Consider the following 22,081-nt stretch of genomic DNA (forward strand, 5'->3'; position numbering starts at 1 on the left):
ACTCCCCAAAACCCCTGTATAGTCTTTAGTCTTATTTTTTTTAGTGATTTATGCTTTAATAGCGCCACTTTTTTGACTTCGTCTCTTTTGTTGTACCACAACCAAAGGGAATTGTACGTTGTACACATTTTAGAATAGGCCTCACCATGACCCAAGTGAACGCACCTGAATTCGTTCGTCATCCTAAGCTTATTGCATGGGTTGAAGAAATTGCAAAATTGACCAAGCCTGCAAAAATCGAGTGGTGTGACGGTAGCGAGGAAGAATATCAACGTCTGATCGACTTGATGATCGCAAACGGCACCATGCAACCGCTCAACCAAGAAAAACACCCAGGTTCTTATCTTGCAAATTCTGACCCATCAGATGTTGCTCGTGTAGAAGATCGCACGTTCATCTGCTCTGAAAAGCAAGAAGATGCTGGTGCAACAAATAACTGGGAAGCGCCCGCAGTAATGCGTGAAAAGCTAAACGGTCTATTTGATGGTTCAATGGAAGGCCGCACCATGTATGTGGTTCCATTTTCAATGGGTCCATTAGGCAGTCATATTGCGCAGATCGGTATTGAATTGACTGATTCTCCTTATGTTGCAGTCAGCATGCGTAAAATGGCGCGTATGGGTAAAGCGGTTTACGATGTATTAGGCACTGACGGTCAATACGTTCCATGTGTTCACACTGTAGGTGCACCACTTACAGAAGGTCAAAAAGATGTTGCATGGCCATGCAACCCTGAAAAATATATTGTGCATTATCCAGAAACCCGTGAAATCTGGTCATTTGGTTCAGGTTACGGCGGTAACGCACTTCTAGGTAAAAAATGTCTTGCGCTTCGTATTGCTTCGGCAATGGGCCGTGAGCAAGGCTGGTTAGCAGAACACATGCTGATTTTAGGTGTGACGAATCCACAAGGCGAAAAACACTACATCGCTGCGGCATTCCCGTCTGCATGTGGTAAAACCAACTTCGCAATGCTCATTCCACCAGCAGGCTACGAAGGCTGGAAAATCGAAACCGTAGGTGACGATATCGCATGGATTAAACCAGGCGAAGATGGTCGTTTATACGCGATTAACCCAGAAGCAGGTTTCTTTGGTGTTGCACCAGGCACCAATACCAAAACCAATCCAAACTGTATGGCAACCTTGCATAAAGACGTGATCTATACCAACGTTGCAGTTACAGAAGACGGTCAAGTATGGTGGGAAGGTCTTTCTAAAGAAGTTCCAGCTAACTTAACGAACTGGAAAGGCCAGCCACACGTTGCGGGTGAAAAAGCTGCACATCCAAATGCGCGCTTTACCGTATCTGCTGGTCAATGCCCTTCTATTGATGCTGACTGGGAAAATCCAGCGGGCGTGCCAATTTCTGCATTCATTTTCGGCGGTCGCCGTGCGGATACAGTGCCGTTGGTTTCTGAAGCATTTGACTGGGTAGATGGTGTTTATAAAGCAGCAACTATGGGCTCTGAAACAACTGCCGCAGCTGTCGGTCAACAAGGTATCGTTCGCCGTGATCCGTTTGCGATGCTTCCGTTTGCAGGTTACAACATGGCAGACTACTTCGACCACTGGTTACAACTTGGTCAAGAAGTTGGCGAAAAAGCTGAAGCAGCTGGTAACAAGCTACCAAAAATCTTTAACGTAAACTGGTTCCGTCGTGATGCTGAAGGCAACTTTGTATGGCCTGGCTTTGGTCAGAACATGCGTGTACTTGAGTGGATGATCGACCGTGTTGAAGGCCGTGCAAATGCAGTTGAAACTGCTATCGGCTACGTACCAACTTACGATGACTTGAACTGGACTGGCACAGACTTCTCTAAAGAAGAGTTTGATCTTGTCACAGCTCAAAGCAAAGATCAGTGGATTACAGAGATTGAAAGCCACACTGAATTGTTCAATAAACTTGGTGAACGTCTTCCAAAAGCATTGAAAGAACGTCAAAACCAGTTACTTGAAGCAGTAAAAAAGAGCTAATCTAGCTTAGATAAAAAAGGTCACATCTGTGGCCTTTTTTATTTTCTACTCAATGCTCAATGAATTAGATTGTATTTGATTATTTATTTGTACGAATATAGAGTTAAGCAATCAATCCTGTTGTGTATCCCATACGGTTCATCATGTAATCTTCAAGAATACGTTTTTCTGTACTACCAACGTGATAACCCAGTTTTGTTCTGCGCCATAGTAGATCATCAACTGTCTGCACCCACTCCACCCGAATCAAATAATCAACCTCAACCCGATACAACTCATCAGCAAAATGCTCTCCCATATCCTCCAATTTGGCCACTCCCTCAAGCAGTTTCCAAACACGTGTACCATAGGTCGATGCCCAGCGTTTAGCCAATGTTGGTGATATCCCTTTCACACGGCGCTGAATAGCTGCTGCAAGCGTAACCTTCGATTTAAAGTGCTCTCCACCTGGCAGAGGTTCAGTCTTGGTCCAAGCAGGTGCCATATGCTTAAAATACGGTTTTAGGCGTGTCATGGCAGACTCGGCCAGCATACGGTAAGTGGTCAGCTTGCCGCCAAATACAGATAACAGCGGTGCATTTGGGGCGATCATCTGTAGTGCAAGCGTATAATCACGCGTAATGGCAGATGGCTGGTCAGATTCATCATCGCACAACGGGCGTACACCCGAAAAATGCTCAACAATATCTTCTTTCGTAATTGGCTTTTTAAAATGTGCATTGACCACCTCCATTAAATAATCTGTCTCACTCGAGGTGATTTCAACTTGATCCAAATGCTGCGTATAAAGCTGGTCGGTTGTTCCAATTAATGTAAATTCATTCAGATAGGGAATGGTAAACACAATCCGGCGATCATTATTTTGCAAAATATAAGCATGATCCCCTTCATACAATCTTTTGACAACTAAATGGCTGCCTTGTACCTGCCGGATCTTATACGGTGAGGGTTGATCAAGCTGCGTTTTAATAAATTCTTCGACCCAAGGCCCCGTTGCATTGACCAACGCTTTGGCACGGATTTGAAAGTATCCTTTTGCACCCTGTAACGAAAGCACCCATACCCCCTCCACAACCTCGGCACAGACACAGCGGGTACGAGTCATCAGCTCTGCCCCATGCTCTCTGGCTTGCATCGCATTTAAAATTACCAAACGACTGTCGTCTACAGCACAATCAGAATACTCAAACCCCAAACAAATTTCCGGAATTAAGGGGCTACTGGCATTCATATGAATTTTTTTGGAGGCCGCCAACGTTTCACGCTTGCCTAAATAGTCATACAAGAACAAGCCTGAACGAATCAGCCATGCAGGGCGTAAATGCGGCCGATGTGGCATAACAAAACGTAGAGGCCACACAATATGCGGTGCCTTACGCATCAATACTTCACGCTCAGCAAGCGCTTCATGTACCAATCGAAATTCATAGTGCTCAAGATAACGCAGACCACCATGAATTAATTTACTGCTAGCAGAAGAGGTATGACTGGCAAAATCATCTTTCTCACACAAAAAGACCGACAGACCGCGTCCCGCAGCATCGTTGGCAATTCCCACACCATTAATGCCACCGCCTATCACTGCAATGTCGTACAACGGAAGCGAATTTTCTATGTTCATCATCCCCGCCTTTTTGTGATTTTTATTTTTAACGTTAACAAAAAACATCCAAATTGGAAAGCCAGACGGCCAGATTTTCACACGGCACAACCCACCAAACGTGTACACTTTTTATGTGATGTAAAGTCCAGCGGATTCACCCCGCTTCAGACACCACGTTATGCTTAAAACTATGCGATACTAACCACAATAAGAGAAGGATGAATTTCATGAAAATGTATAATTTATTGGGTGTCTTAGCGCTTGCAGCGAGTCTTGCGGCTTGTCAAAGCACACCACGTCAATATAACGGTAATACGGGTTATCAAGTCGAAAATAAATCTGCCAATTCGGCAACGATTTCGTATACGCTTGCAAATCGCGCGAATCAAGATTTAGATCAGAGAAAATTACAACGTGCCTGTCAATCGGTATTAGGAACGACCAAAACCTATACGCTGTCGATTTTAAGCATCAATGAAATTCCAAATACAGCAGCCAACCGATCGCAAGATCAAGGGATTGCTATTCGTAACTCACGTATGTCGTTTGGCTTATCCGACAGTCCAAGTCTCAACAACAGTGAAGGCTATGCAACGCGTGAAGCCTTAGAGGCACGCCCAAGTACGCTTAAAGTCGTGCGCTATACCTGTTCTTGATTTAATCTGTCGGATAAAAAAAGACGCTGTGATCACAGCGTCTTATAAAAACTCACATTTCGAAACTCTTTCGCCTCATCCAGATCTGGCCATGTGGTTGCACTTCGTTCATCCATTTTCATATAACGCGAATGGCTAAAGTTTTTTACCCGGCTATCGGCCACCCACACCTGAGGTGCGAATTTTAAAAATTCATCCAGAAAAAAACGATTACACTGGTCATATAAAACATCGGCCGCCAGCAACACATCGACTTGCTCCGACTGATATAAGTCCTCTAAATACTCCAGTTCCACCGAGTTTAAACGTGCATTTTCACGGCAGGCCGCCAAACTAACCGCATCGATATCACAGCAAATGACGCGTTTTGCACCAGCCAGTTTTGCAGCAATTGCCACCACGCCAGAACCGGCACCAAAATCCAGTACCACCTTGTCACGCACATGTTCAGGCTCTGCCAGCAACCATTGTGCCATCGCCAAACCCGAAGCCCAACAAAAAATCCAGTACGGTGTATCGTTCCAGATTCTACGCACCACCTCATCATCGAGCCGATCTACTGGAAATACTGGAGGAATCAACCAGAGGGAAATTGGCGTATCGGGTAATTGCTGTGCCTGTAATTCAGCATTTGGAATAATGGCATGCAGTGCTTCGAGTAAAACAGGCGGCACTGCATGTGGTCGCGATATATGATCGCTCATATTTAGACGAGTGCTTTTTCGGCAGCTTCAACAGTCTGACGGATCAGCGTAGTGATGGTCATTGGACCCACACCACCCGGGACAGGCGTGTAAGCCGAAGCGATAGTCTCGATACCCTCAAGCTGAATATCACCTACACCACCGCCATCACGCGGATGAAAACCAGCATCGACCACTACCGCACCCGGTTTGATCCAGTCTTTTTGAATCAATTCAGCCTTACCTACAGCACCGACAATAATATCTGCCTGCTTCACAAACTCAGCTAAGTTTTGTGTACGCGAGTGACAAATCGTAACGGTCGCATTCGCTTCAAGCAACATGGCGGCCATTGGCTTACCTAAAATTGCCGAACGTCCTACGACAACAGCATGCTTACCGGTCAGCTCAATATTGTGTTCTTTTAAAATTGTCATAATTCCAGCTGGAGTAGCAGAACCATAGGCTGCCTCACCCATTGCCATGCGACCATAGCCCAAGCACGTCACACCATCGACATCTTTATTGAGTGAAATTGCATCGAAACATGCACGCTCATCAATCTGTGCAGGAACAGGATGTTGCAGCAAGATTCCGTGTACATCTGGATTGGCATTGAGTTTTTCAATTTCTGCCAATAGCTCTTCGGTAGTCGTGGTCTGTGGAAGTTCAATTTTTAATGAATCCATTCCCACACGGCGACATGCATTGCCTTTCATACGTACATAGGTTGCAGAAGCACCATCATCACCGACTAAAATTGTTGCCAAAATTGGAGTACGACCTGTTTTTGCTTTCAGTGCTTCAACACGCACCAACAAGTCCGCTTCAATTTTCTTTGCTAATGCACGACCATCTAAAACCAATGCCACGGCACATCTCCAAGCTAGATATGAATCAATTTTTGCAAATGATACATGATAATTTAGGTAATTTTATTTTAGATGTTGTTTTTCTGCGCATATTCACTGAATTTAGTATTGTTTTTTTTCTGAAGCTTGCTAATATGTGCATCACCAAATGATGGCGGGGTGGCAGAGTGGTCATGCAGCGGACTGCAACTCCGTGTACGCCGGTTCGATTCCGACCTCCGCCTCCACATTTGGTAAAGCCCGGGTGGTGAAATAGGTAGACACAGGGGATTTAAAATCCCCCGCCCACAAAGGCGTGCCGGTTCGAGTCCGGCCCCGGGCACCATTTTAAATCTTTTGAAATGGTGCAATAAAGAATCCAGCAATGTGCTGGTTTTTTTATGCCTGAAATTTATGTTTTTATATTTTCTTTATTCAAGCCAAGACTTTCTCATTTAAATCTCAAGATCTGAGTGTTATCTTCATAACAAATCCAATAACAATGTGCATCGCGTTATTATTCAATGATGAAAACAAAAACATTTGTACTCGCTCCTGACTCCTTTAAAGAAAGTATGACTGCCAGAGAAGCATGTTTGGCCATGCAACACGGTTTACAACGTATTTTTCCAGATGCCAAGTATGATTTATGCCCTATGGCAGACGGTGGTGAAGGTACAGTAGATACCATCATCGATGCGCAACAAGGCCAAAAAGTATATGTCACAGTGAGTGGTCCTTTGCATCTTTATAAAGTCCACACCTATTTTGGATTGATTGATCAGGGGCGTACCGCAGTGATCGAAATGGCAAAGGCCAATGGTATTCACTTGCTCACACCCGATCAGCGTAATCCCCTACTCACTTCGACTTATGGTACTGGAGAGCTGATTCGCGCTGCTTTAGATCATCAGGTATCGAAAATTATTATCGGGCTTGGCGGTAGTGTTACCAATGATGCTGGCATGGGAATGGCAAGTGCTTTAGGTGTACGATTTTTAGATCAATTCGATCAAGAGGTTGAATTGGGTGGCGGGCAACTGAATCAGATTGCATCAATTGATATCACTCAACTCGACCCACGCTTGGCTGATGTTGAGATCGTAATTGCCACCGACGTGAATAATCCGTTAATTGGCCCACAAGGCGCAACCTATATTTTTGGGCCGCAAAAGGGCGCCACACTGGATATGCTCATTCAGCTTGAGGCCAATCTTTGTCATTTTGCCGATATTATTCAGCAGACTTTAGGTATCTCTTTACACCATGTAAAGGGTGCTGGCGCCGCAGGAGGACTGGCCGCAGGCCTAATGGCGTTTACCACGGCAAAAATTCAGTCTGGTGTTGAAACAGTCATCGAATCTATTCAATTGGCTCAGAAAATTCAGGCAGCAGATTACATTTTTACTGGCGAAGGCGGAATCGATATACAGACGCAGTTTGGAAAAACACCGATTGGAGTGGCGCGTTTAGCCAAAACGTTTAACAAGCCTGTATTTGTATGTGCAGGCTATATCGGCCAAGGCATCGAAATGCTGTATGAAGATGGTATTACTGCGATTTTCGGTATTCTCGATGGTGCCAGTAATATTGAACAAGCTTGTAAAAATGGGGCAATGAATCTTACACGCACAACAGAAAATATCGGACGCCTCATTAAACAGCTTGAATCGACTGAAACAAAATAATTGCTTGAAAAATCTGCATATAATTCAAGATTTCCTTGCCTAATTTGCATGGTTACACTATGATGGCGCTCATGCCCGGGTGGTGAAATAGGTAGACACAGGGGATTTAAAATCCCCCGCCCACAAAGGCGTGCCGGTTCGAGTCCGGCCCCGGGCACCATTTTAAGTCTTTTAAAATGGTGTAATAAAAAATCCAGCAATATGCTGGTTTTTTTATGTCTGCTCACTATTAAATGTAGATCACACCGATGACTACACATAGATGGCGAGAACGGTGATCACCATTCTCGGTTTGCAACCAATTCCTCAAGATCGATATCCATATAACCCGCATCTTGTACGGCCATCATCATTGCTTCCGCAATATAATCAGTGGCTGTATCGTCCAAATTCGAGTCAAGATCCTCAAAGTCTGGTTTCATTTCATTGATTTTCAGCAAGGTTAAGTTTGCCAAGCGATAAATTTCAGAATCAGATTGCTCAATTTTCTGAATCTTTTTAGCAAATTCAACAATATACTGCTTAACTTCTGCAACTAACACTTCTGGATAGTAGCCGTCATCAAACATAGGGAGAAGTAAATCGTTAAACATCAGTACATCTTTTCAATAAAAAACGTGCTGCTTATATCATACCTGATACAAAAAGGCGACCTTCTTTAAAGGCAATATTCACGATGCAGCCAACATCGCCTGCCACATACGTACCGCATCCACGGTGACTTTTACATCATGAACACGAACAATGGAGGCCCCTTGCTGAAGACTCAGTAAATGCCCAGTTACACTCCCCACCATTCGCTGATCTGCGCTTGCGCCTTGCAAGACCTCTCCGACAAACCGTTTGCGCGACAAACCCGATAATACTGGGTAGCCTAAATCCGTAAATCGCCACAGCGCATTGAGCAAAGTCAAATTCTGCTGGGCATTTTTTGCAAAACCGAATCCGGGATCGACAATAATATGTTCCTGCCGAATACCAGCTGATAACGCAGCTTGAACGCGCTGTTGAAGTTCATTAATCACATCTTCTATAACATTGTCATACTGATCTAGCTGATTCATTGTGGTCGGTTCACCACGCATATGCATGATAATCACAGGAATATTCAATCTCGCAGCCATCTCAAGGGCGCCTGGGCGAGTAAGTGCACGCACATCATTCCAGATATGTGCACCTGCTGCCACAGCGGCTTCTATCACACGAGGCTGACTGGTATCGATAGAAATGATGACATTCTCTTGTGCCAAAGCTTCAACCACAGGTACTACACGCTGTATCTCTTCTTCAACCTCCACTATCGATGCACCCGGACGAGTGGATTCTCCTCCAATATCAATAATACTCGCACCATCTGCAATCATCTGCTGCGCATGCACTATTGCAGCTATCTTGGAGTTATGTTTCCCTCCATCACTAAATGAATCTGGTGTGACATTTAAAATACCCATAACATGGGGACAGGATAAATCCAACTCCAATAATCCACAGGAAATAACTTTCTGCGGTAAGGGCATCAATTTCATGCAATGACTCCACATTTAAATGCCATCATTTTAACAACCTCATCACTTTAAAGATAATTTCCATTTTGTTTTAAATAAAAAAAGAGCCGCTCTAGGCGACTCTTTTTTTTATTTCACACTTAGCTCATTGATGGCAATGGCGGAGGTGTAGATGGTCCGTTACTTGGTGGATCCAAATCAACAACTGGATTTTCAGCAACATAAACCTTTGGTGGACGCGGTTCACGACCTTCCATAATATCCAGCACTTGATCACGATCAATGGTTTCCCACTCCATCAAGGCTTTCACCATGGTATGCGCTTTATCCTTGTTGTTTTCAAGAATATCCCATGCCACTTTATACTGCTCATCTAGAATACGACGAACTTCTTCATCAACCTGTTGCTGGGTTGCTTCAGAAATTGTACGGCTACCCACATTTCCAAAGAAACCTTGAGTATTGTCGTCTTCATAAACCATCACGCCTAGTCGATCTGACATACCGTATTTGGTGACCATCGCACGTGCCATTTTAGTTGCACGTTCAAAGTCGTTTGATGCACCAGTGGATTGCTGATTGATGAAAATTTCTTCAGCAATACGACCACCAAATAAAATCGAAATTTCTTTCAACATTTTATCTTTGTAGTGACTAATCTGATCCTGCTCAGGCAACTGCCAAGTTACACCTAGTGCCCAGCCACGCGGCATAATGGTCACTTTATGTACCGGATCGGTACCCGGCAAAGCTTCTGCAACAATGGCATGGCCCGACTCATGATATGCCGTTGCACGACGCTCTTCTTCACGAAGAATCATCGATTTACGCTCAGGACCCATATAGATCTTGTCTTTGGCATCTTCAAAGTCATGCATATCGACCGTGTTTTTGTTACGACGTGCAGCAAATAAAGCCGCTTCGTTAACCAGGTTAGCCAGTTGTGCACCAGAGAATCCCGGTGTACCGCGTGCCAATACCTTAACGTCTACACCAGTCACTGACGGTAATTTTCTGAGGTGAACATTTAAAATCTGCTCACGACCATTAATGTCAGGTAATCCTACCATCACTTGACGGTCAAAACGGCCTGGACGCAACAAGGCTTTATCGAGTACATCGACACGGTTGGTCGCTGCAATCACAATCACGCCTTCATTACCTTCAAAGCCGTCCATCTCAACCAGCATCTGGTTTAATGTCTGTTCACGCTCGTCATGACCACCACCGGTACCTGAACCACGGTGACGACCAACTGCATCGATCTCATCAATGAAGATAATACATGGCGCATGACGCTTAGCTTGTTCAAACATATCACGTACACGTGAAGCACCAACACCCACAAACATCTCAACAAAATCAGAACCTGAAATGCTGAAGAATGGGACTTTTGCTTCACCTGCAATGGCTTTCGCCAAAAGGGTTTTACCCGTTCCTGGAGGTCCAACCATCAAAACGCCACGCGGGATTGTTGCCCCTAAACGTTTGAATTTCGCTGGATCTTTTAAAAAATCTACGATCTCTACAACTTCTTGTTTTGCTTCGTCACAACCTGCAACATCTTTAAATGTTACTTTGATTTGATCTTCCGAAAGCATTTTTGCCTTCGACTTTCCAAAACTCATTGGCCCGTTTTTACCACCTGCACCGCCACCCATGTTGCGCATAAAGAACATGAATAACAAAATGATTAAAAGCACAGGGAAACTAGCAATGAGAAGTTGCATCAACAAGCCTTGACGTTGAGGAGCTGTACCTTCAACCACCACATTATTCTTGTTTAGGCTAGGTAAAAGCTGTGTGTCTTCAACTTGCGGACGTACTGTCTCAAAGTGAGAGCCATTGGTTTTCTCACCACTAATATTCAAACCATCAATAGTGACTTGCTTAATTTGACCAGCATTCACCGCCGCAACAAATTCCGAATAATTCATTGCAGATGGCTTATTACGGTCACTGATGTTACTGAAAATCAAGATCAGAACACCAAGTATTATTAGCCACAATACGGCATTCTTGAAGAGATCGCTCAAAGCTTTATTCCCATTATCAATCTAATTTGATCATGCCCATATCACTGGGTTGACCCTAGTTCACAGCAAGTCTCGTGCTTGCAACAGTTCAAATTGTACAAAATGCACAATTTTTAACGGCTTGGCAAGTAAACTTTATTTCAAGGCCTTTTTACGCCCTTGACCGATTAAGAATACTTCCTTTGATCGAGCACGAGAGGCAGCAGGTTTTGCAGTTTTAAGAATATCGAAACTCTCAACTACCTGCTTACGAAACTCATCAAAACCTGATCCTTGGAAAACCTTTACCACAAACTGACCATCTGGACCAAGTACTTTCTGGGCAAAATCGAGCGCCAGTTCACATAAGTAAATCTGACGAGGCTGATCTACTGCCCTATTACCTGATGTATTGGGGGCCATATCTGAAATTACAATGTCTACAGTACGCCCATTTAAAATATTTAACAATTTTTCGAACACTTCCTCTTCGCGAAAGTCACCTTGCAAGAAAGTCACGTCCGGCAGAGCGTCCATTGCCAAGATATCAGAAGCTATCACTAAACCTTTACTACCTACAAGCTTGCCTGCAATTTGCGACCAACTTCCAGGCGCAGCACCCAAATCGACGACTGTCATTCCGGGTCTGATCAGTTTGTATTTCTCCTGAATTTCTAAAAGTTTATATGCAGCACGTGCACGGTAGCCTTCTTTTTGAGCCTTTTTTACAAAAGGATCATCAAGATGCTCTCTCATCCACGCACGACTACTTTTAGATAACTTCTGGTTGGTAATGCGTGTCGCCATAACTTACTAAATATTAAAAAACTTCTTGACCTCTATTGTACGTCAAAAACGGCATTGATGCAGTATGGTTGTGTATCAGAAAGCCCCACTTTTGGTAGATTTTTTCCTATGATCATGATCGAATATTTCAACAATAGTGCGCGCGTTTGACCTTCAACTTTGCTATACTTAGGCGCTTTTAATCCTAGGTAGTTTCAATGGCAGCTTTATCTATTCAAGAACGTAAACGCTTACGTCAAATCGGGCATGCGCTCAATCCAGTGGTCATGATCGGTGGACAAGGGTTGACGGAAGGTGTTATCGAAGAAACCAACCGCGCACTGAATGATCACGAATTGATTAAAATCAAAATTGCAGGTGAAGACCGCGACGCGCGTGCACAAGTGATTGATGCTTTAATTGCAGAGACTCAAGCTGAAGTGGTACAGAAAATTGGCAAGATTGCACTTTTGTATAAAAAAGCTGCAAAACAAAATCCAAATCTTTCAAATCTTGTGCGTCATGCGCATTTGGGCAACAAATAGTTGATTTGATGTATGGCGAGTTATGAGTTAAATGCATTTGATCGGTTTGAAGTCATTTCACTGGTCGGTGCGATTGAGCAACAACATCCATCTGTTTTAAATATCGGATTCTGGGTACGTGATCCCAACCAGCTGATTGAATGGCCCAAACGTGTCTCAGCGCATCCTCGTCAAGATTATTTATGGAATTCAACTTGCTTTGAAGTCTTTATTGGCATTAAACATCAAGATGCGTACCGTGAGGTTAATCTCTCCCCTTCACAGGCCTGGCAAGTATATGAGTTTGAAGAGTATCGCTATCCAGAGCAGATGCCTCCTGTTGCCGCGCATGATATAGAACTCATCAAGCTAGAGCGCACGCATTACGGTCTAAATACAAGCCTCGATCTTGGCAAATTTATGCGTCAGCACCAAGTGAAATGGACAGATCTCTATGTGGGGTTAAGTGCTGTACTCAACACCTCTCAAGGAACACAGTTCTACGCCATGCAACACAGTAGTCCACAACCCGATTTTCATAATAAACGGGATTGGCTACATCAGTTTTAAAAAAAATGCGAGATACTAGATCTCGCATTTTTGTCTTTTGCTCAATACTAAGCACTCTCTTTGACTTTATGCCATGCTTCAAGCGCCTGATCTTTAGAACGCTTAAGCACTTCAGTCAGCGTTTCCTTGTGTTTTGAAGTCACATGGGTCAAATCATCTTTAATTTCTTTACCCAATTTGCTTAAATCATCACTGAGTTGCAATAACTCTTTTTTAAGTACTTCAACTGCCTCAGACAAATCGCCTTGTGAATGTGTGAGTTGCGATTTGATCACATCTAAGCGGCCAAGCACATCGGCTTTAATTTGTTGATACTGGGTTTGGATGGTCTGGTTTAATTCTTTGGCTTCGGTTTCAATTTTTTCCTGCGTTTCGTTCAGCACTTCTTGTACCTGTGCTGTGGTGTCACTACACAGTTGATCAACTTGCTGTTGATGCGCTTGGACCGCTTGTTTTAATGATTTTTTTGTTGTCATGAATACACCTCTGATTCACGTAATAGTATCGATTTGGTCACCGCATATTACATAGTAAGCCTAACGTTGAGAAAACTGATAAAAATTGTTCGACAATCTTGAATTTCAGTGTTTTTTTCAAATTTCGATATCAAAATTCAGTAAAAACAATGAATTGTTTTAATTCAGAATTTTTCAAATAAAAACGTAGACTTTGGTCTAATCGATGCGTATAATGCGCTGTTAAGTTATAAGCGAGTAGACTGAAAGGAGGGCATGTTTTTGAAGGCAGCCTACCTTTTTTTACGTCTACTCGCTTTTTTACAGCCCTAATTTTTGTGGTTTTAGTTCAGGAGCTTTGGTTTGAGCACCCCCGCCATTTTAGCCCTTGCTGATGGAACGATCTTTAAAGGTACGTCTATCGGTGCTACGGGTTCAACGACTGGTGAAGTCGTTTTTAATACTGCCATGACTGGTTATCAAGAAATTCTGACCGATCCAAGTTATGCACAACAAGTTGTGACATTAACTTATCCTCACATTGGAAATACTGGATGCAATGACGAAGACGCCGAATCGGGTCGCATCCATAAAGTGTGGGCAAATGGTTTGATTATTCGTGATCTGCCTTTGCTTCACAGTAATTTCCGTTCTGAACAATCTTTAGGCGACTACTTAAAACAGCACAATGTTGTGGCAATTGCCGACATTGATACGCGTAAACTGACACGTATTTTACGTGAAAAAGGTGCGCAAAACGGCTGTATCCTTGCGGGCGACAATATTACAGAAGAACAAGCGCTCGAAAAAGCACGTGCCTTTGGTGGTCTAAATGGCCTCGATTTGGCAAAAGAGTGCTGTGATCCTGAAGGCTTTGAATGGACGGAAGGTTCATGGACGCTTGGACACGGTTTTACTCAACCTGAACTTAAATATCATGTCGTTGCATACGATTACGGTGTCAAAACCAACATCTTGCGTATGCTTGCAGACCGCGGTTGTAAACTTACAGTTGTTCCTGCTCAAACACCTGCCGAGAAAGTTTTGGCAATGAATCCAGATGGCGTTTTCCTGTCGAATGGTCCTGGCGATCCAGCGGCATGTGACTATGCAATTGAAGCAGTTAAAACAATTGTGGAAACAACCAACTTACCAGTATTTGGTATTTGTTTGGGTCACCAGATTTTAGCGCTGGCTTCAGGTGCAAAAACCATGAAAATGAATCATGGTCACCATGGTGCAAACCATCCTGTACAAAATCTTGAACAAGGTACAGTGATGATTACTTCTCAAAACCACGGCTTTGCTGTTGACGAAAGTACTTTACCTGCAAATGTGAAGGTGACTCACCGCTCACTGTTTGACGGTACAAACCAAGGTATTCATCGTACAGACAAACCCGCATTTAGCTTCCAAGGTCACCCAGAAGCTAGCCCAGGTCCACATGACTGTGCCCCATTGTTCGATCATTTCATCGAACTTATCGAAGCAGCTAAGAAGTAATTGAGGAGCGAATAATGCCTAAACGTACGGATATTAAAAGCATCTTGATTATCGGTGCTGGTCCAATTGTAATTGGACAAGCCTGTGAGTTTGACTACTCAGGTGCACAAGCATGTAAAGCGCTTCGTGAAGAAGGTTACCGTGTTATTTTGGTCAACTCTAACCCAGCGACCATCATGACCGATCCATCAATGGCGGATGCGACCTACATTGAACCAATCACTTGGCAAACTGTTGCGCAAATTATCGAAAAAGAGCGTCCAGATGCTGTGCTCCCTACTATGGGCGGCCAAACTGCATTGAACTGTGCGCTTGCTTTGGACGAAAATGGTGTTCTAGAAAAGTTCAATGTTGAACTGATTGGTGCCACTAAAGACGCAATTGAAAAAGCAGAAGATCGTAAACTTTTTGACATCGCAATGCGTAAAATCGGCTTAGAGTGTCCTCGTGCCGATGTTGCAGAAAGTATGGAACATGCACTGGAAATTCAGTCACGTTTCGGCTTCCCGGTCATCATTCGCCCATCATTCACCATGGGTGGTTCTGGTGGCGGTATTGCTTACAATAAAGAAGAATTTATTGAGATCTGTGAGCGTGGTTTCGATCTTTCTCCGACTAAACAATTATTGATCGATGAATCACTGATTGGCTGGAAAGAGTACGAGATGGAAGTTGTTCGTGATAAAAACGACAACTGTATTATCGTCTGTGCAATCGAAAACTTTGACCCAATGGGCGTGCATACAGGTGACTCGATCACTGTTGCACCTGCACAAACACTAACCGACAAAGAATATCAAATCATGCGTAATGCATCGATTGCAGTTCTTCGTGAAATTGGTGTTGAAACAGGTGGTTCAAACGTACAGTTTGGTATCAATCCGAAAGACGGCCGTATGGTTGTGATCGAGATGAACCCACGTGTATCGCGTTCATCTGCTCTTGCTTCAAAAGCGACAGGCTTCCCGATTGCGAAAATCGCGGCGAAGCTTGCGGTAGGCTACACCCTTGATGAATTAAAAAATGACATCACCGGTGGCGTAACACCAGCATCATTTGAACCTGCAATCGACTATGTAGTAACCAAGATTCCTCGCTTTAACTTCGAAAAATTCCCGCAAGCAGAGCCTGTGTTAACCACACAGATGAAATCTGTGGGTGAGGTAATGGCGATTGGACGTAATTTCCAAGAGTCTGTACAAAAAGCATTACGTGGTTTGGAAGTGGGTGTTTGTGGCTTCGATGAAAAAGTTGAAGCCGGTACCACCAATGCCAAAGAGATTATCTTAAAAGAACTTAAAGTGCCTGGTCCGGAGCGTATCTGGTATGTGGCTGACGCATTCCGTCACGGTTTTTCTTTAGATGACGTATTTGAAGCGACCAAAATCGACCGTTGGTTCTTGATTCAAATTGAGGACATTATCAAAACTGAAGCACAAGTGAAGACGCTAGGTTTTGGTGATTTAAACGCTGACAACATCCGTTCGTTCAAACGTAAAGGTTTATCTGACCTACGTATTGCCAACTTGATGGGTATTTCACAAAAGCAATTCCGTAAGCAACGTTGGAATTTGGGTGTTTATCCGGTTTACAAGCGTGTGGATACCTGTGCAGCAGAGTTTGAGTCAGGCACTGCCTACATGTACTCAACTTATGATGAAGAATGCGAAGCGAATCCATCGAACCGTGACAAGATCATGGTTATTGGCGGTGGTCCAAACCGTATTGGTCAAGGGATCGAGTTTGACTACTGTTGTGTACACGCAGCGCTTGCAATGCGTGATGACGGTTACGAAACCATTATGGTGAACTGTAACCCAGAAACAGTTTCAACAGACTACGACACTTCAGATCGTTTGTACTTTGAGCCCGTTACGCTTGAAGATGTACTTGAGATTGTGCGTACCGAAAAGCCAAAAGGCGTGATCGTACAGTACGGTGGTCAGACACCACTTAAATTGGCACGTGCGCTTGAAGAAGCAGGCACACCAATTATTGGTACCTCACCAGATGCAATTGACCGTGCTGAAGACCGTGAACGTTTCCAGCAAATGATTCAACGTCTACAACTTCGCCAACCGAACAACAGTATTGTAAAATCGGCTGAAGAAGGCATTTCAGAAGCAGCGAAAGTGGGATATCCATTGGTTGTTCGTCCATCTTATGTCTTAGGTGGTCGCGCAATGGAAATCGTGTATAACGAAGAAGAGCTGAAACGTTATCTTCGTGAAGCGGTACAAGCGTCGAATGAAGCGCCTGTCCTGCTCGACCGTTTCTTGGACGATGCAACTGAAGTCGATGTAGACTGTGTCTCTGATGGTAAAGATGTGGTGATTGGCGGTATCATGCAGCACATCGAACAGGCCGGTATTCACTCTGGTGACTCAGCTTGCTCAATCCCACCTTACTCGCTTTCTCAAGAAGTTCAGGATGAGATGCGTCGTCAAACCGTTGCAATGGCAAAAGAGCTCGGTGTTATTGGCTTGATGAACGTACAATTTGCTGTAAAAGGCAACGACATCTATGTTCTTGAAGTGAATCCACGTGCTTCACGTACCGTACCATTCGTATCGAAATGTATCGGTGAATCACTGGCGAAAGTTGCAGCACGTTGTATGGCGGGTCAATCACTAGCGTCTCAAGAATTTACCAAAGAGATTATCCCGACACGTTTTGCTGTGAAAGAAGCAGTCTTCCCATTCGCCAAATTCCCTGGCGTAGATCCAATGCTTGGCCCAGAGATGAAATCGACAGGTGAAGTGATGGGTGTGGGTCAAACCTTTGGTGAAGCATTCTACAAAGCCGTACTTGGCTCAAACGAACGTCTGCCTGGTTTGCCAACTGATGGTGAAGTGAAGTATGCATTCTTGTCTGTACGTGAATCTGACAAGAAATACATTGCTGATATTGCTAAGCAGTTAATCGCGTATGGCTTTAAACTTGTTGCAACAAATGGCACACATAAAGTCCTCCGTGAAGCAGGTCTGGAGTGTGAAGCAGTAAATAAAGTCACCGAAGGTCGTCCACATATTGTGGATCGCTTGAAAAATGGTGAAATTCATCTTATTGTCAACACAACAGAAGGCAAACAAGCGCAATATGATTCTGCCATGATTCGTCGTGCTGCCCTACAGGGTAAAGTGTATTACACCACGACCATCAACGGTGCAGAAGCCGTTTGCCAAGCTTTTGCTGTGAAATTGCCAATGGATGTTTACCGTTTGCAAGATTTACAAACAGTAGGTTAATTCGTTACCGATAAGTCCCGCCACCTTATCGGTGGCGGGCTTTTTATTTTTTAAAAATGCGGTTTTCCCATTTTATTAAGAGGGACTAAAATGCAACGTTATCCAATGACTCCCGAGGGCAAATCTGCTCTAGAGAAAGAATTACAACATCTGAAGAGTGTTGAACGTCCACGTATTACACAAGCGATTGCAGAAGCGCGTGAACACGGTGATTTAAAAGAAAATGCCGAGTATCACGCTGCACGTGAACAACAGGGTTTCTGTGAAGGGCGCATTCAGGATATCGAGGGTAAATTAGGCGCAGCTCAAGTGATCGATATTAAAGAGCTTGAACACAATGGCCGAGTGGTTTTTGGTGTGACTGTGACCATTGAAAATCTTGATACCGAAGAGCGCAAAACCTATAAGATCGTGGGTGATGATGAAGCTGATTTTAAAATCAATAAAATCTCTGTGAACTCGCCAATTGCACGTGGCCTACTGGGTAAAAGCGAAGGTGACGAAGCCAAAATCACGACGCCTCAGGGTGAAGTCGAATATGAAATCGTAAGTGTGGAATACTTATAATTTCACTCGATGACTTAAGCCTCAGTTCGCTGGGGCTTTTTATTGTGCTCTATTCATCTCAATTCTAGTTTACCTAAATTTGAGATGTGTCAGTCATCCACTGGTACTTCTTCAAATCAATTCGTCCACCTTTTATGATGATACCTTCTTGTATGAGTTTGAGTTCTTGAATATTTTGACCAGCATCATTGATTTGCCCAGTACTGATTCGTCCCTGTGCATTAATAATCCGGTGCCAAGGCAAATCTGACGTTTCACTCATCTGTTTTAAAACAGTTCCAACCAATCGAGCATGTTTAGGTAGTCCAGCAAGTTTGGCGATCTGCCCATAAGTGGCCACATAACCTTCAGGCACTAATGCAACCACAGCCAATATCTGTCGATATAGCTCAATCGATGACGCTTTTTGTGGCTGAACTTGACGGGAAATCACCATAAGCACACATCTTATATAAAACAATTAAAAATTTGATTATGCATGAATTCTAAAGTTGAATCTTTAAGATTATTTTGTGCTAATTTATGAAAGCAACTCATACTAAAGATAATTAAGTCGCCTCTATTTTTTATAAGTTAAATAGAATACTGTTTGGATGCAATAAATCTTATCAATAAATACAAGGGAGTATATAAGAATGGGATATCAACATATCATGGTGCCAGTTGATGGATCACCCACATCTTTAACTGCAATTCAGCATGCCGCCAAGCTTGCAACCACCTATCAAAGTACAGTGACTGTGATCTATGTCTTAACAATTGATCCATTCATCAACATTGAATATATTAATTCGGCACACCAAGTGGAAAACGACGCGCTAAAACAAACTCGGGAAATTATTAAAACTATTGTCGATGAAGCAAAACAAAAATTCTTAACGTTTGGAATTGATGCGAATACTGTCATCATTGAAGGCCAAGATGTTCACAAAGAAATTATTAAAGCATCTGAAGAGCATGCGGTCGATTTAATTGTAATTGGTTCACATGGCCGAACAGGTATTCGTAAATTAGTTCTTGGTAGTGTCACTCAAAAACTATTAGGGGAAACCACACTGCCTGTACTGGTAGTGCATAAATAAGATTGATGTTTTTAACATATAAGATATTAATTTTTATAATATTTAAACAAAAAAAGAGGACCTGACAGTCCTCTTTTTTTTCTAACGAATTAGTAAATCAAATGATTGTTTTGCAACAGTTCATCTAGAGTTGTATTCACATTTTTCAATGTAAGCAACTCAGTGCTTTGGTAGGTTGTTCCTGTTCCATCACGATCAATGCTAATTACCGTATCTGCACCATCTTTGGTTACTGTAACGTAATTCGCAATATTAGATGCTGTGACGCTTTGACCTGTTAACAATGCACTGATATCCACTTTATCACCTTGTGCTTTGCTGAAATCAGTCCATGTGTCATGACCATTTCCACCAGTCGCATCAGTGTTATTCAACAAGTTGAAGATCACTTTGTCTGCACCTGCGTTGGTGGTGAAGGTATCATCACCTGCACTGCTAGTAATAATATCGGCACCTGCACTGGTGTTGTATACAAAGCCGGCATTAAACTTCAGTGTTGCAGTCGATTCATCGCCGTTTGGTGCAATCAGTTTATAAGTAAACTGATCTTCGCCGCCACCTGTAAGTGTCGTGTTTGGTGTATAGGTATAACTACCATCGGACTTAATCACAAGTGTACCGTGAGCTCCCTGAATCGTTGTACCTGTACTAGTGACAGTAGAGTAAGTTGATCCATTATTTGAAATCGCGATATCGGTGTACTGAGATGCAACTTTATCTACGCCTGCACCGGTATCTTCCGTTAAGATATTTCCTTTTACAGTCTCACGAGAAGTTACGGTGTAGCTATCGAGGTCAATGACTTCACGTGTAACAGTTGCATTTACAGAACCAGCTATACTTGCCAAGCCAGAGCTTGTAACAGCCTCTACTCGATATGAGCCAGCGTTTAATCCTGTCAACGTAACGCTATTTCCATTAGGAAAAATTCCAATTAGATCAAGTGTACTACCTGAAGCAGTTGTACCAATTAATGTGCCTGAGGAGTTGTAAACATTAATTGTTGTACCTCCACCTAGAGAAATTGCTTGACCCGATGTAAAAGTAACTTTTACATTTTCAATTGTTCCAGATGCAACGGTGAAGTTGGTACTGCCAGAAGTTGGGCCAACAGTAACGCCGAATAAACCAATTAACCATGAGTAGCTAATAGGGTTAGCCGAAGCAGTTGTTGTAGCATTGGTTGCATTTACATCAACCTCTTCTACATTGTTGGTTGCAACAACGCTGGTCGCATCTGCCTCTGGGTTGTTTGGATTCCAAGTCAAGTCTAGGTCACTATTGGTTCCAATTTGAACAATCAGTTTAGCTGTATCACTCTTACCAGAAGTTGTATCGGTAATGGTGTAAGTAAAGACATCAGTTTTACCAATTACGTTTACATTACTAGTAGGAGTGTACTTATAGCTTCCGTCCGCTTTAATGGTTAAGGTGCCATGTTCTCCGATAACTGTGGTCGTACTACCATCAGCAGCGACAGTTTGGCCATTCACGGCTGTCACCTTGGTTTGTGATGTTACCTGATCCTGACCATTGGCTTGATCATTATCTGTGATCACATTTCCTTCTTTAGAAGTAATGCCACTCACGACTGGATTAGCAGCTGTATTTTCGGTTGTTAATTGCAAATCTGCTTTAATCGAAGTGCCTAGACCGACTAATGAACCGCCAGTAAAGTCAAATCGATAATTACCAGGTGTTAAATCATTTACTTTTACTTGGGTTGTTTGACCAAAGATACCGAGTAAATCGAGTAAGCCATTCGATTGATTATCTGCAATTAACTTCCAAGTACCATCATCTTGCTGTTTGTACAATCTCATTTGAGCTGTATCAAACAAGTTAATAAGCGAACCTGTAGATACTGAAATTACCGCATCTGCAATCTGATCTTGACCTACAGTAAAGTTGCCAGAGTACGTCTGACTTCCAATATTAATAATCGAACTTTCATTAATAATATTTTGACTTGGATTTACTGTAACTGGGTAAGTAAAGTCGACCTTAGCCTCAACAATATTGTCTTTCGCATCAATAACAATATTCGGTGCTGTTAGATCTGTGGCTTGTGATTCATTGCCTGCTTTGTCTGTTGCTGTAATTTTTACTTTTTCAGCATCATCCAATGGAACGGTAAAAGTCACTGTGTACTTGCCACTTGAATCTGCAGTCGCTGAGCCTAATACATTACCATTTGCATCTTTGACTTTCACAACAGATCCAGCTTCAGCAGATCCTGTAATCTCAGAACCACTAGCATTAAATGTACCCGATGGTGCATTCGGTGGAGTTAGGTCAACAGTCAGGTTGAATGGATCGCTCTTGCCACTTTCGTTGCCTACAGGATCGGTCGCAGTCACGCTTAGGCT

General features: G+C 43.1%; 19 protein-coding genes and 3 tRNA genes. 12 read left to right on the top strand and 10 right to left on the bottom strand.

Going from position 1 to position 22,081, the window contains the following annotated elements:
* Positions 1 to 146 precede the first annotated feature (146 nt).
* On the top strand, positions 147 to 1,976 hold the full coding sequence (locus Aso01_RS02250) for a phosphoenolpyruvate carboxykinase (GTP) (RefSeq protein WP_004939747.1): 1,830 nt from the start codon (positions 147 to 149) through the stop codon (positions 1,974 to 1,976).
* A gap of 103 nt (positions 1,977 to 2,079) precedes the next feature.
* On the opposite strand, the gene glpD is transcribed toward Aso01_RS02250, so the two are convergent.
* Positions 2,080 to 3,597: a glycerol-3-phosphate dehydrogenase gene (glpD, locus tag Aso01_RS02255; protein ID WP_004939751.1), complete on the bottom strand. Its 1,518-nt coding sequence runs from the start codon at positions 3,595 to 3,597 to the stop codon at positions 2,080 to 2,082.
* Between the two features lie 209 nt (positions 3,598 to 3,806).
* Here glpD and Aso01_RS02260 point away from each other — a divergent pair, with 209 nt between their 5' ends.
* Positions 3,807 to 4,235 carry a hypothetical protein gene (locus Aso01_RS02260; RefSeq protein ID WP_004939754.1) on the top strand — a complete coding sequence of 143 codons (429 nt, stop codon included), beginning with the start codon at positions 3,807 to 3,809 and terminating at the stop codon, positions 4,233 to 4,235.
* Between the two features lie 32 nt (positions 4,236 to 4,267).
* Here Aso01_RS02260 and Aso01_RS02265 read toward each other — a convergent pair whose 3' ends face one another.
* Positions 4,268 to 4,939 (bottom strand): class I SAM-dependent methyltransferase, encoded by a 672-nt coding sequence (locus tag Aso01_RS02265; protein ID WP_004939757.1) that lies wholly within the window; start codon positions 4,937 to 4,939, stop codon positions 4,268 to 4,270.
* 2 nt (positions 4,940 to 4,941) lie between these two features.
* Positions 4,942 to 5,790 carry a bifunctional methylenetetrahydrofolate dehydrogenase/methenyltetrahydrofolate cyclohydrolase FolD gene (gene folD, locus Aso01_RS02270; RefSeq protein ID WP_004939760.1) on the bottom strand — a complete coding sequence of 283 codons (849 nt, stop codon included), beginning with the start codon at positions 5,788 to 5,790 and terminating at the stop codon, positions 4,942 to 4,944.
* Positions 5,791 to 5,943: 153 nt separating this feature from the next.
* Between folD and Aso01_RS02275 the strand changes: the two genes are divergently transcribed.
* The 4 genes from Aso01_RS02275 (at position 5,944) to Aso01_RS02290 (ending at position 7,617) form a co-directional block, all read left to right on the top strand.
* A tRNA-Cys gene (locus Aso01_RS02275) sits at positions 5,944 to 6,017 on the top strand.
* 11 nt (positions 6,018 to 6,028) lie between these two features.
* Positions 6,029 to 6,115, top strand: a tRNA-Leu gene (locus tag Aso01_RS02280).
* Between the two features lie 178 nt (positions 6,116 to 6,293).
* Entirely contained in the window at positions 6,294 to 7,457 is a 1,164-nt protein-coding gene (locus tag Aso01_RS02285; RefSeq protein WP_004939762.1) for a glycerate kinase, read from the top strand.
* Positions 7,458 to 7,530: 73 nt separating this feature from the next.
* Positions 7,531 to 7,617: transfer RNA gene (locus Aso01_RS02290), tRNA-Leu, on the top strand.
* Between the two features lie 118 nt (positions 7,618 to 7,735).
* Here Aso01_RS02290 and Aso01_RS02295 read toward each other — a convergent pair.
* From Aso01_RS02295 to rlmE, 4 genes are all read right to left on the bottom strand, one after another.
* On the bottom strand, positions 7,736 to 8,050 hold the full coding sequence (locus tag Aso01_RS02295) for a DUF5713 family protein (RefSeq protein WP_004939767.1): 315 nt from the start codon (positions 8,048 to 8,050) through the stop codon (positions 7,736 to 7,738).
* A gap of 78 nt (positions 8,051 to 8,128) precedes the next feature.
* The gene (gene folP, locus Aso01_RS02300) at positions 8,129 to 8,983 is read right to left on the bottom strand and encodes a dihydropteroate synthase (protein ID WP_004939772.1); all 855 of its coding nucleotides are present in this window, start codon (positions 8,981 to 8,983) and stop codon (positions 8,129 to 8,131) included.
* Between the two features lie 119 nt (positions 8,984 to 9,102).
* The gene (gene ftsH, locus Aso01_RS02305; protein WP_004939774.1) at positions 9,103 to 10,998 is read right to left on the bottom strand and encodes an ATP-dependent zinc metalloprotease FtsH; all 1,896 of its coding nucleotides are present in this window, start codon (positions 10,996 to 10,998) and stop codon (positions 9,103 to 9,105) included.
* A 135-nt stretch (positions 10,999 to 11,133) separates the two neighbouring features.
* Positions 11,134 to 11,784, bottom strand: a complete 651-nt coding sequence (gene rlmE, locus Aso01_RS02310; RefSeq protein WP_004939777.1) for a 23S rRNA (uridine(2552)-2'-O)-methyltransferase RlmE — start codon at positions 11,782 to 11,784, stop codon at positions 11,134 to 11,136.
* Between the two features lie 197 nt (positions 11,785 to 11,981).
* Here rlmE and yhbY point away from each other — a divergent pair, with 197 nt between their 5' ends.
* Both yhbY and Aso01_RS02320 read left to right on the top strand, forming a co-directional pair.
* A complete protein-coding gene (gene yhbY / locus Aso01_RS02315) occupies positions 11,982 to 12,308 on the top strand; it encodes a ribosome assembly RNA-binding protein YhbY (RefSeq protein WP_004939780.1) in 327 nt (108 codons plus the stop codon).
* Positions 12,309 to 12,320: 12 nt separating this feature from the next.
* On the top strand, positions 12,321 to 12,857 hold the full coding sequence (locus Aso01_RS02320) for a DOMON-like domain-containing protein (protein WP_004939784.1): 537 nt from the start codon (positions 12,321 to 12,323) through the stop codon (positions 12,855 to 12,857).
* A 47-nt stretch (positions 12,858 to 12,904) separates the two neighbouring features.
* Here Aso01_RS02320 and Aso01_RS02325 read toward each other — a convergent pair whose 3' ends face one another.
* Positions 12,905 to 13,333: a hypothetical protein gene (locus Aso01_RS02325; RefSeq protein WP_004939787.1), complete on the bottom strand. Its 429-nt coding sequence runs from the start codon at positions 13,331 to 13,333 to the stop codon at positions 12,905 to 12,907.
* Positions 13,334 to 13,675: 342 nt separating this feature from the next.
* On the opposite strand from Aso01_RS02325, the gene carA reads away from it, so the two are divergent.
* The 3 genes from carA to greA all read left to right on the top strand — a co-directional run bounded on the left by carA (position 13,676) and on the right by greA (position 18,630).
* A complete protein-coding gene (gene carA, locus Aso01_RS02330) occupies positions 13,676 to 14,815 on the top strand; it encodes a glutamine-hydrolyzing carbamoyl-phosphate synthase small subunit (protein ID WP_004939789.1) in 1,140 nt (379 codons plus the stop codon).
* A 14-nt stretch (positions 14,816 to 14,829) separates the two neighbouring features.
* Positions 14,830 to 18,063, top strand: a complete 3,234-nt coding sequence (gene carB, locus Aso01_RS02335; RefSeq protein WP_004939791.1) for a carbamoyl-phosphate synthase large subunit — start codon at positions 14,830 to 14,832, stop codon at positions 18,061 to 18,063.
* A gap of 90 nt (positions 18,064 to 18,153) precedes the next feature.
* Positions 18,154 to 18,630 (top strand): transcription elongation factor GreA, encoded by a 477-nt coding sequence (gene greA / locus Aso01_RS02340; RefSeq protein ID WP_004939793.1) that lies wholly within the window; start codon positions 18,154 to 18,156, stop codon positions 18,628 to 18,630.
* A 73-nt stretch (positions 18,631 to 18,703) separates the two neighbouring features.
* Here greA and Aso01_RS02345 read toward each other — a convergent pair whose 3' ends face one another.
* Positions 18,704 to 19,066, bottom strand: coding sequence for an MGMT family protein (locus Aso01_RS02345; protein ID WP_004939797.1), 363 nt, complete (start codon positions 19,064 to 19,066; stop codon positions 18,704 to 18,706).
* Between the two features lie 199 nt (positions 19,067 to 19,265).
* Between Aso01_RS02345 and Aso01_RS02350 the strand changes: the two genes are divergently transcribed.
* On the top strand, positions 19,266 to 19,712 hold the full coding sequence (locus Aso01_RS02350) for a universal stress protein (RefSeq protein WP_004939800.1): 447 nt from the start codon (positions 19,266 to 19,268) through the stop codon (positions 19,710 to 19,712).
* Between the two features lie 89 nt (positions 19,713 to 19,801).
* Here Aso01_RS02350 and Aso01_RS02355 read toward each other — a convergent pair.
* Positions 19,802 to 22,081 (bottom strand): BapA/Bap/LapF family large adhesin (locus Aso01_RS02355; RefSeq protein WP_042065108.1); only part of this gene is annotated, 2,280 nt, incomplete at its 5' end.

The organism is Acinetobacter soli, from assembly GCF_000760595.1.
Taxonomy (GTDB): domain Bacteria; phylum Pseudomonadota; class Gammaproteobacteria; order Pseudomonadales; family Moraxellaceae; genus Acinetobacter; species Acinetobacter soli.

Excerpts from the sequence above, each read along its gene's own strand:
- Aso01_RS02345 (WP_004939797.1), bottom strand. The coding sequence starts at position 19,066 with ATGGTGATTTCCCGTCAAGTTCAGCCACAAAAAGCGTCATCGATTGAG.
- greA (WP_004939793.1), top strand. The coding sequence starts at position 18,154 with ATGCAACGTTATCCAATGACTCCCGAGGGCAAATCTGCTCTAGAGAAA.
- yhbY (WP_004939780.1), top strand. The coding sequence starts at position 11,982 with ATGGCAGCTTTATCTATTCAAGAACGTAAACGCTTACGTCAAATCGGG.
- Aso01_RS02285 (WP_004939762.1), top strand. The coding sequence starts at position 6,294 with ATGATGAAAACAAAAACATTTGTACTCGCTCCTGACTCCTTTAAAGAA.
- Aso01_RS02265 (WP_004939757.1), bottom strand. The coding sequence starts at position 4,939 with ATGAGCGATCATATATCGCGACCACATGCAGTGCCGCCTGTTTTACTC.
- carB (WP_004939791.1), top strand. The coding sequence starts at position 14,830 with ATGCCTAAACGTACGGATATTAAAAGCATCTTGATTATCGGTGCTGGT.
- Aso01_RS02320 (WP_004939784.1), top strand. The coding sequence starts at position 12,321 with ATGGCGAGTTATGAGTTAAATGCATTTGATCGGTTTGAAGTCATTTCA.
- glpD (WP_004939751.1), bottom strand. The coding sequence starts at position 3,597 with ATGAACATAGAAAATTCGCTTCCGTTGTACGACATTGCAGTGATAGGC.
- Aso01_RS02350 (WP_004939800.1), top strand. The coding sequence starts at position 19,266 with ATGGGATATCAACATATCATGGTGCCAGTTGATGGATCACCCACATCT.
- Aso01_RS02260 (WP_004939754.1), top strand. The coding sequence starts at position 3,807 with ATGAAAATGTATAATTTATTGGGTGTCTTAGCGCTTGCAGCGAGTCTT.
- Aso01_RS02295 (WP_004939767.1), bottom strand. The coding sequence starts at position 8,050 with ATGTTTAACGATTTACTTCTCCCTATGTTTGATGACGGCTACTATCCA.
- folP (WP_004939772.1), bottom strand. The coding sequence starts at position 8,983 with ATGAAATTGATGCCCTTACCGCAGAAAGTTATTTCCTGTGGATTATTG.
- rlmE (WP_004939777.1), bottom strand. The coding sequence starts at position 11,784 with ATGGCGACACGCATTACCAACCAGAAGTTATCTAAAAGTAGTCGTGCG.
- Aso01_RS02325 (WP_004939787.1), bottom strand. The coding sequence starts at position 13,333 with ATGACAACAAAAAAATCATTAAAACAAGCGGTCCAAGCGCATCAACAG.
- Aso01_RS02250 (WP_004939747.1), top strand. The coding sequence starts at position 147 with ATGACCCAAGTGAACGCACCTGAATTCGTTCGTCATCCTAAGCTTATT.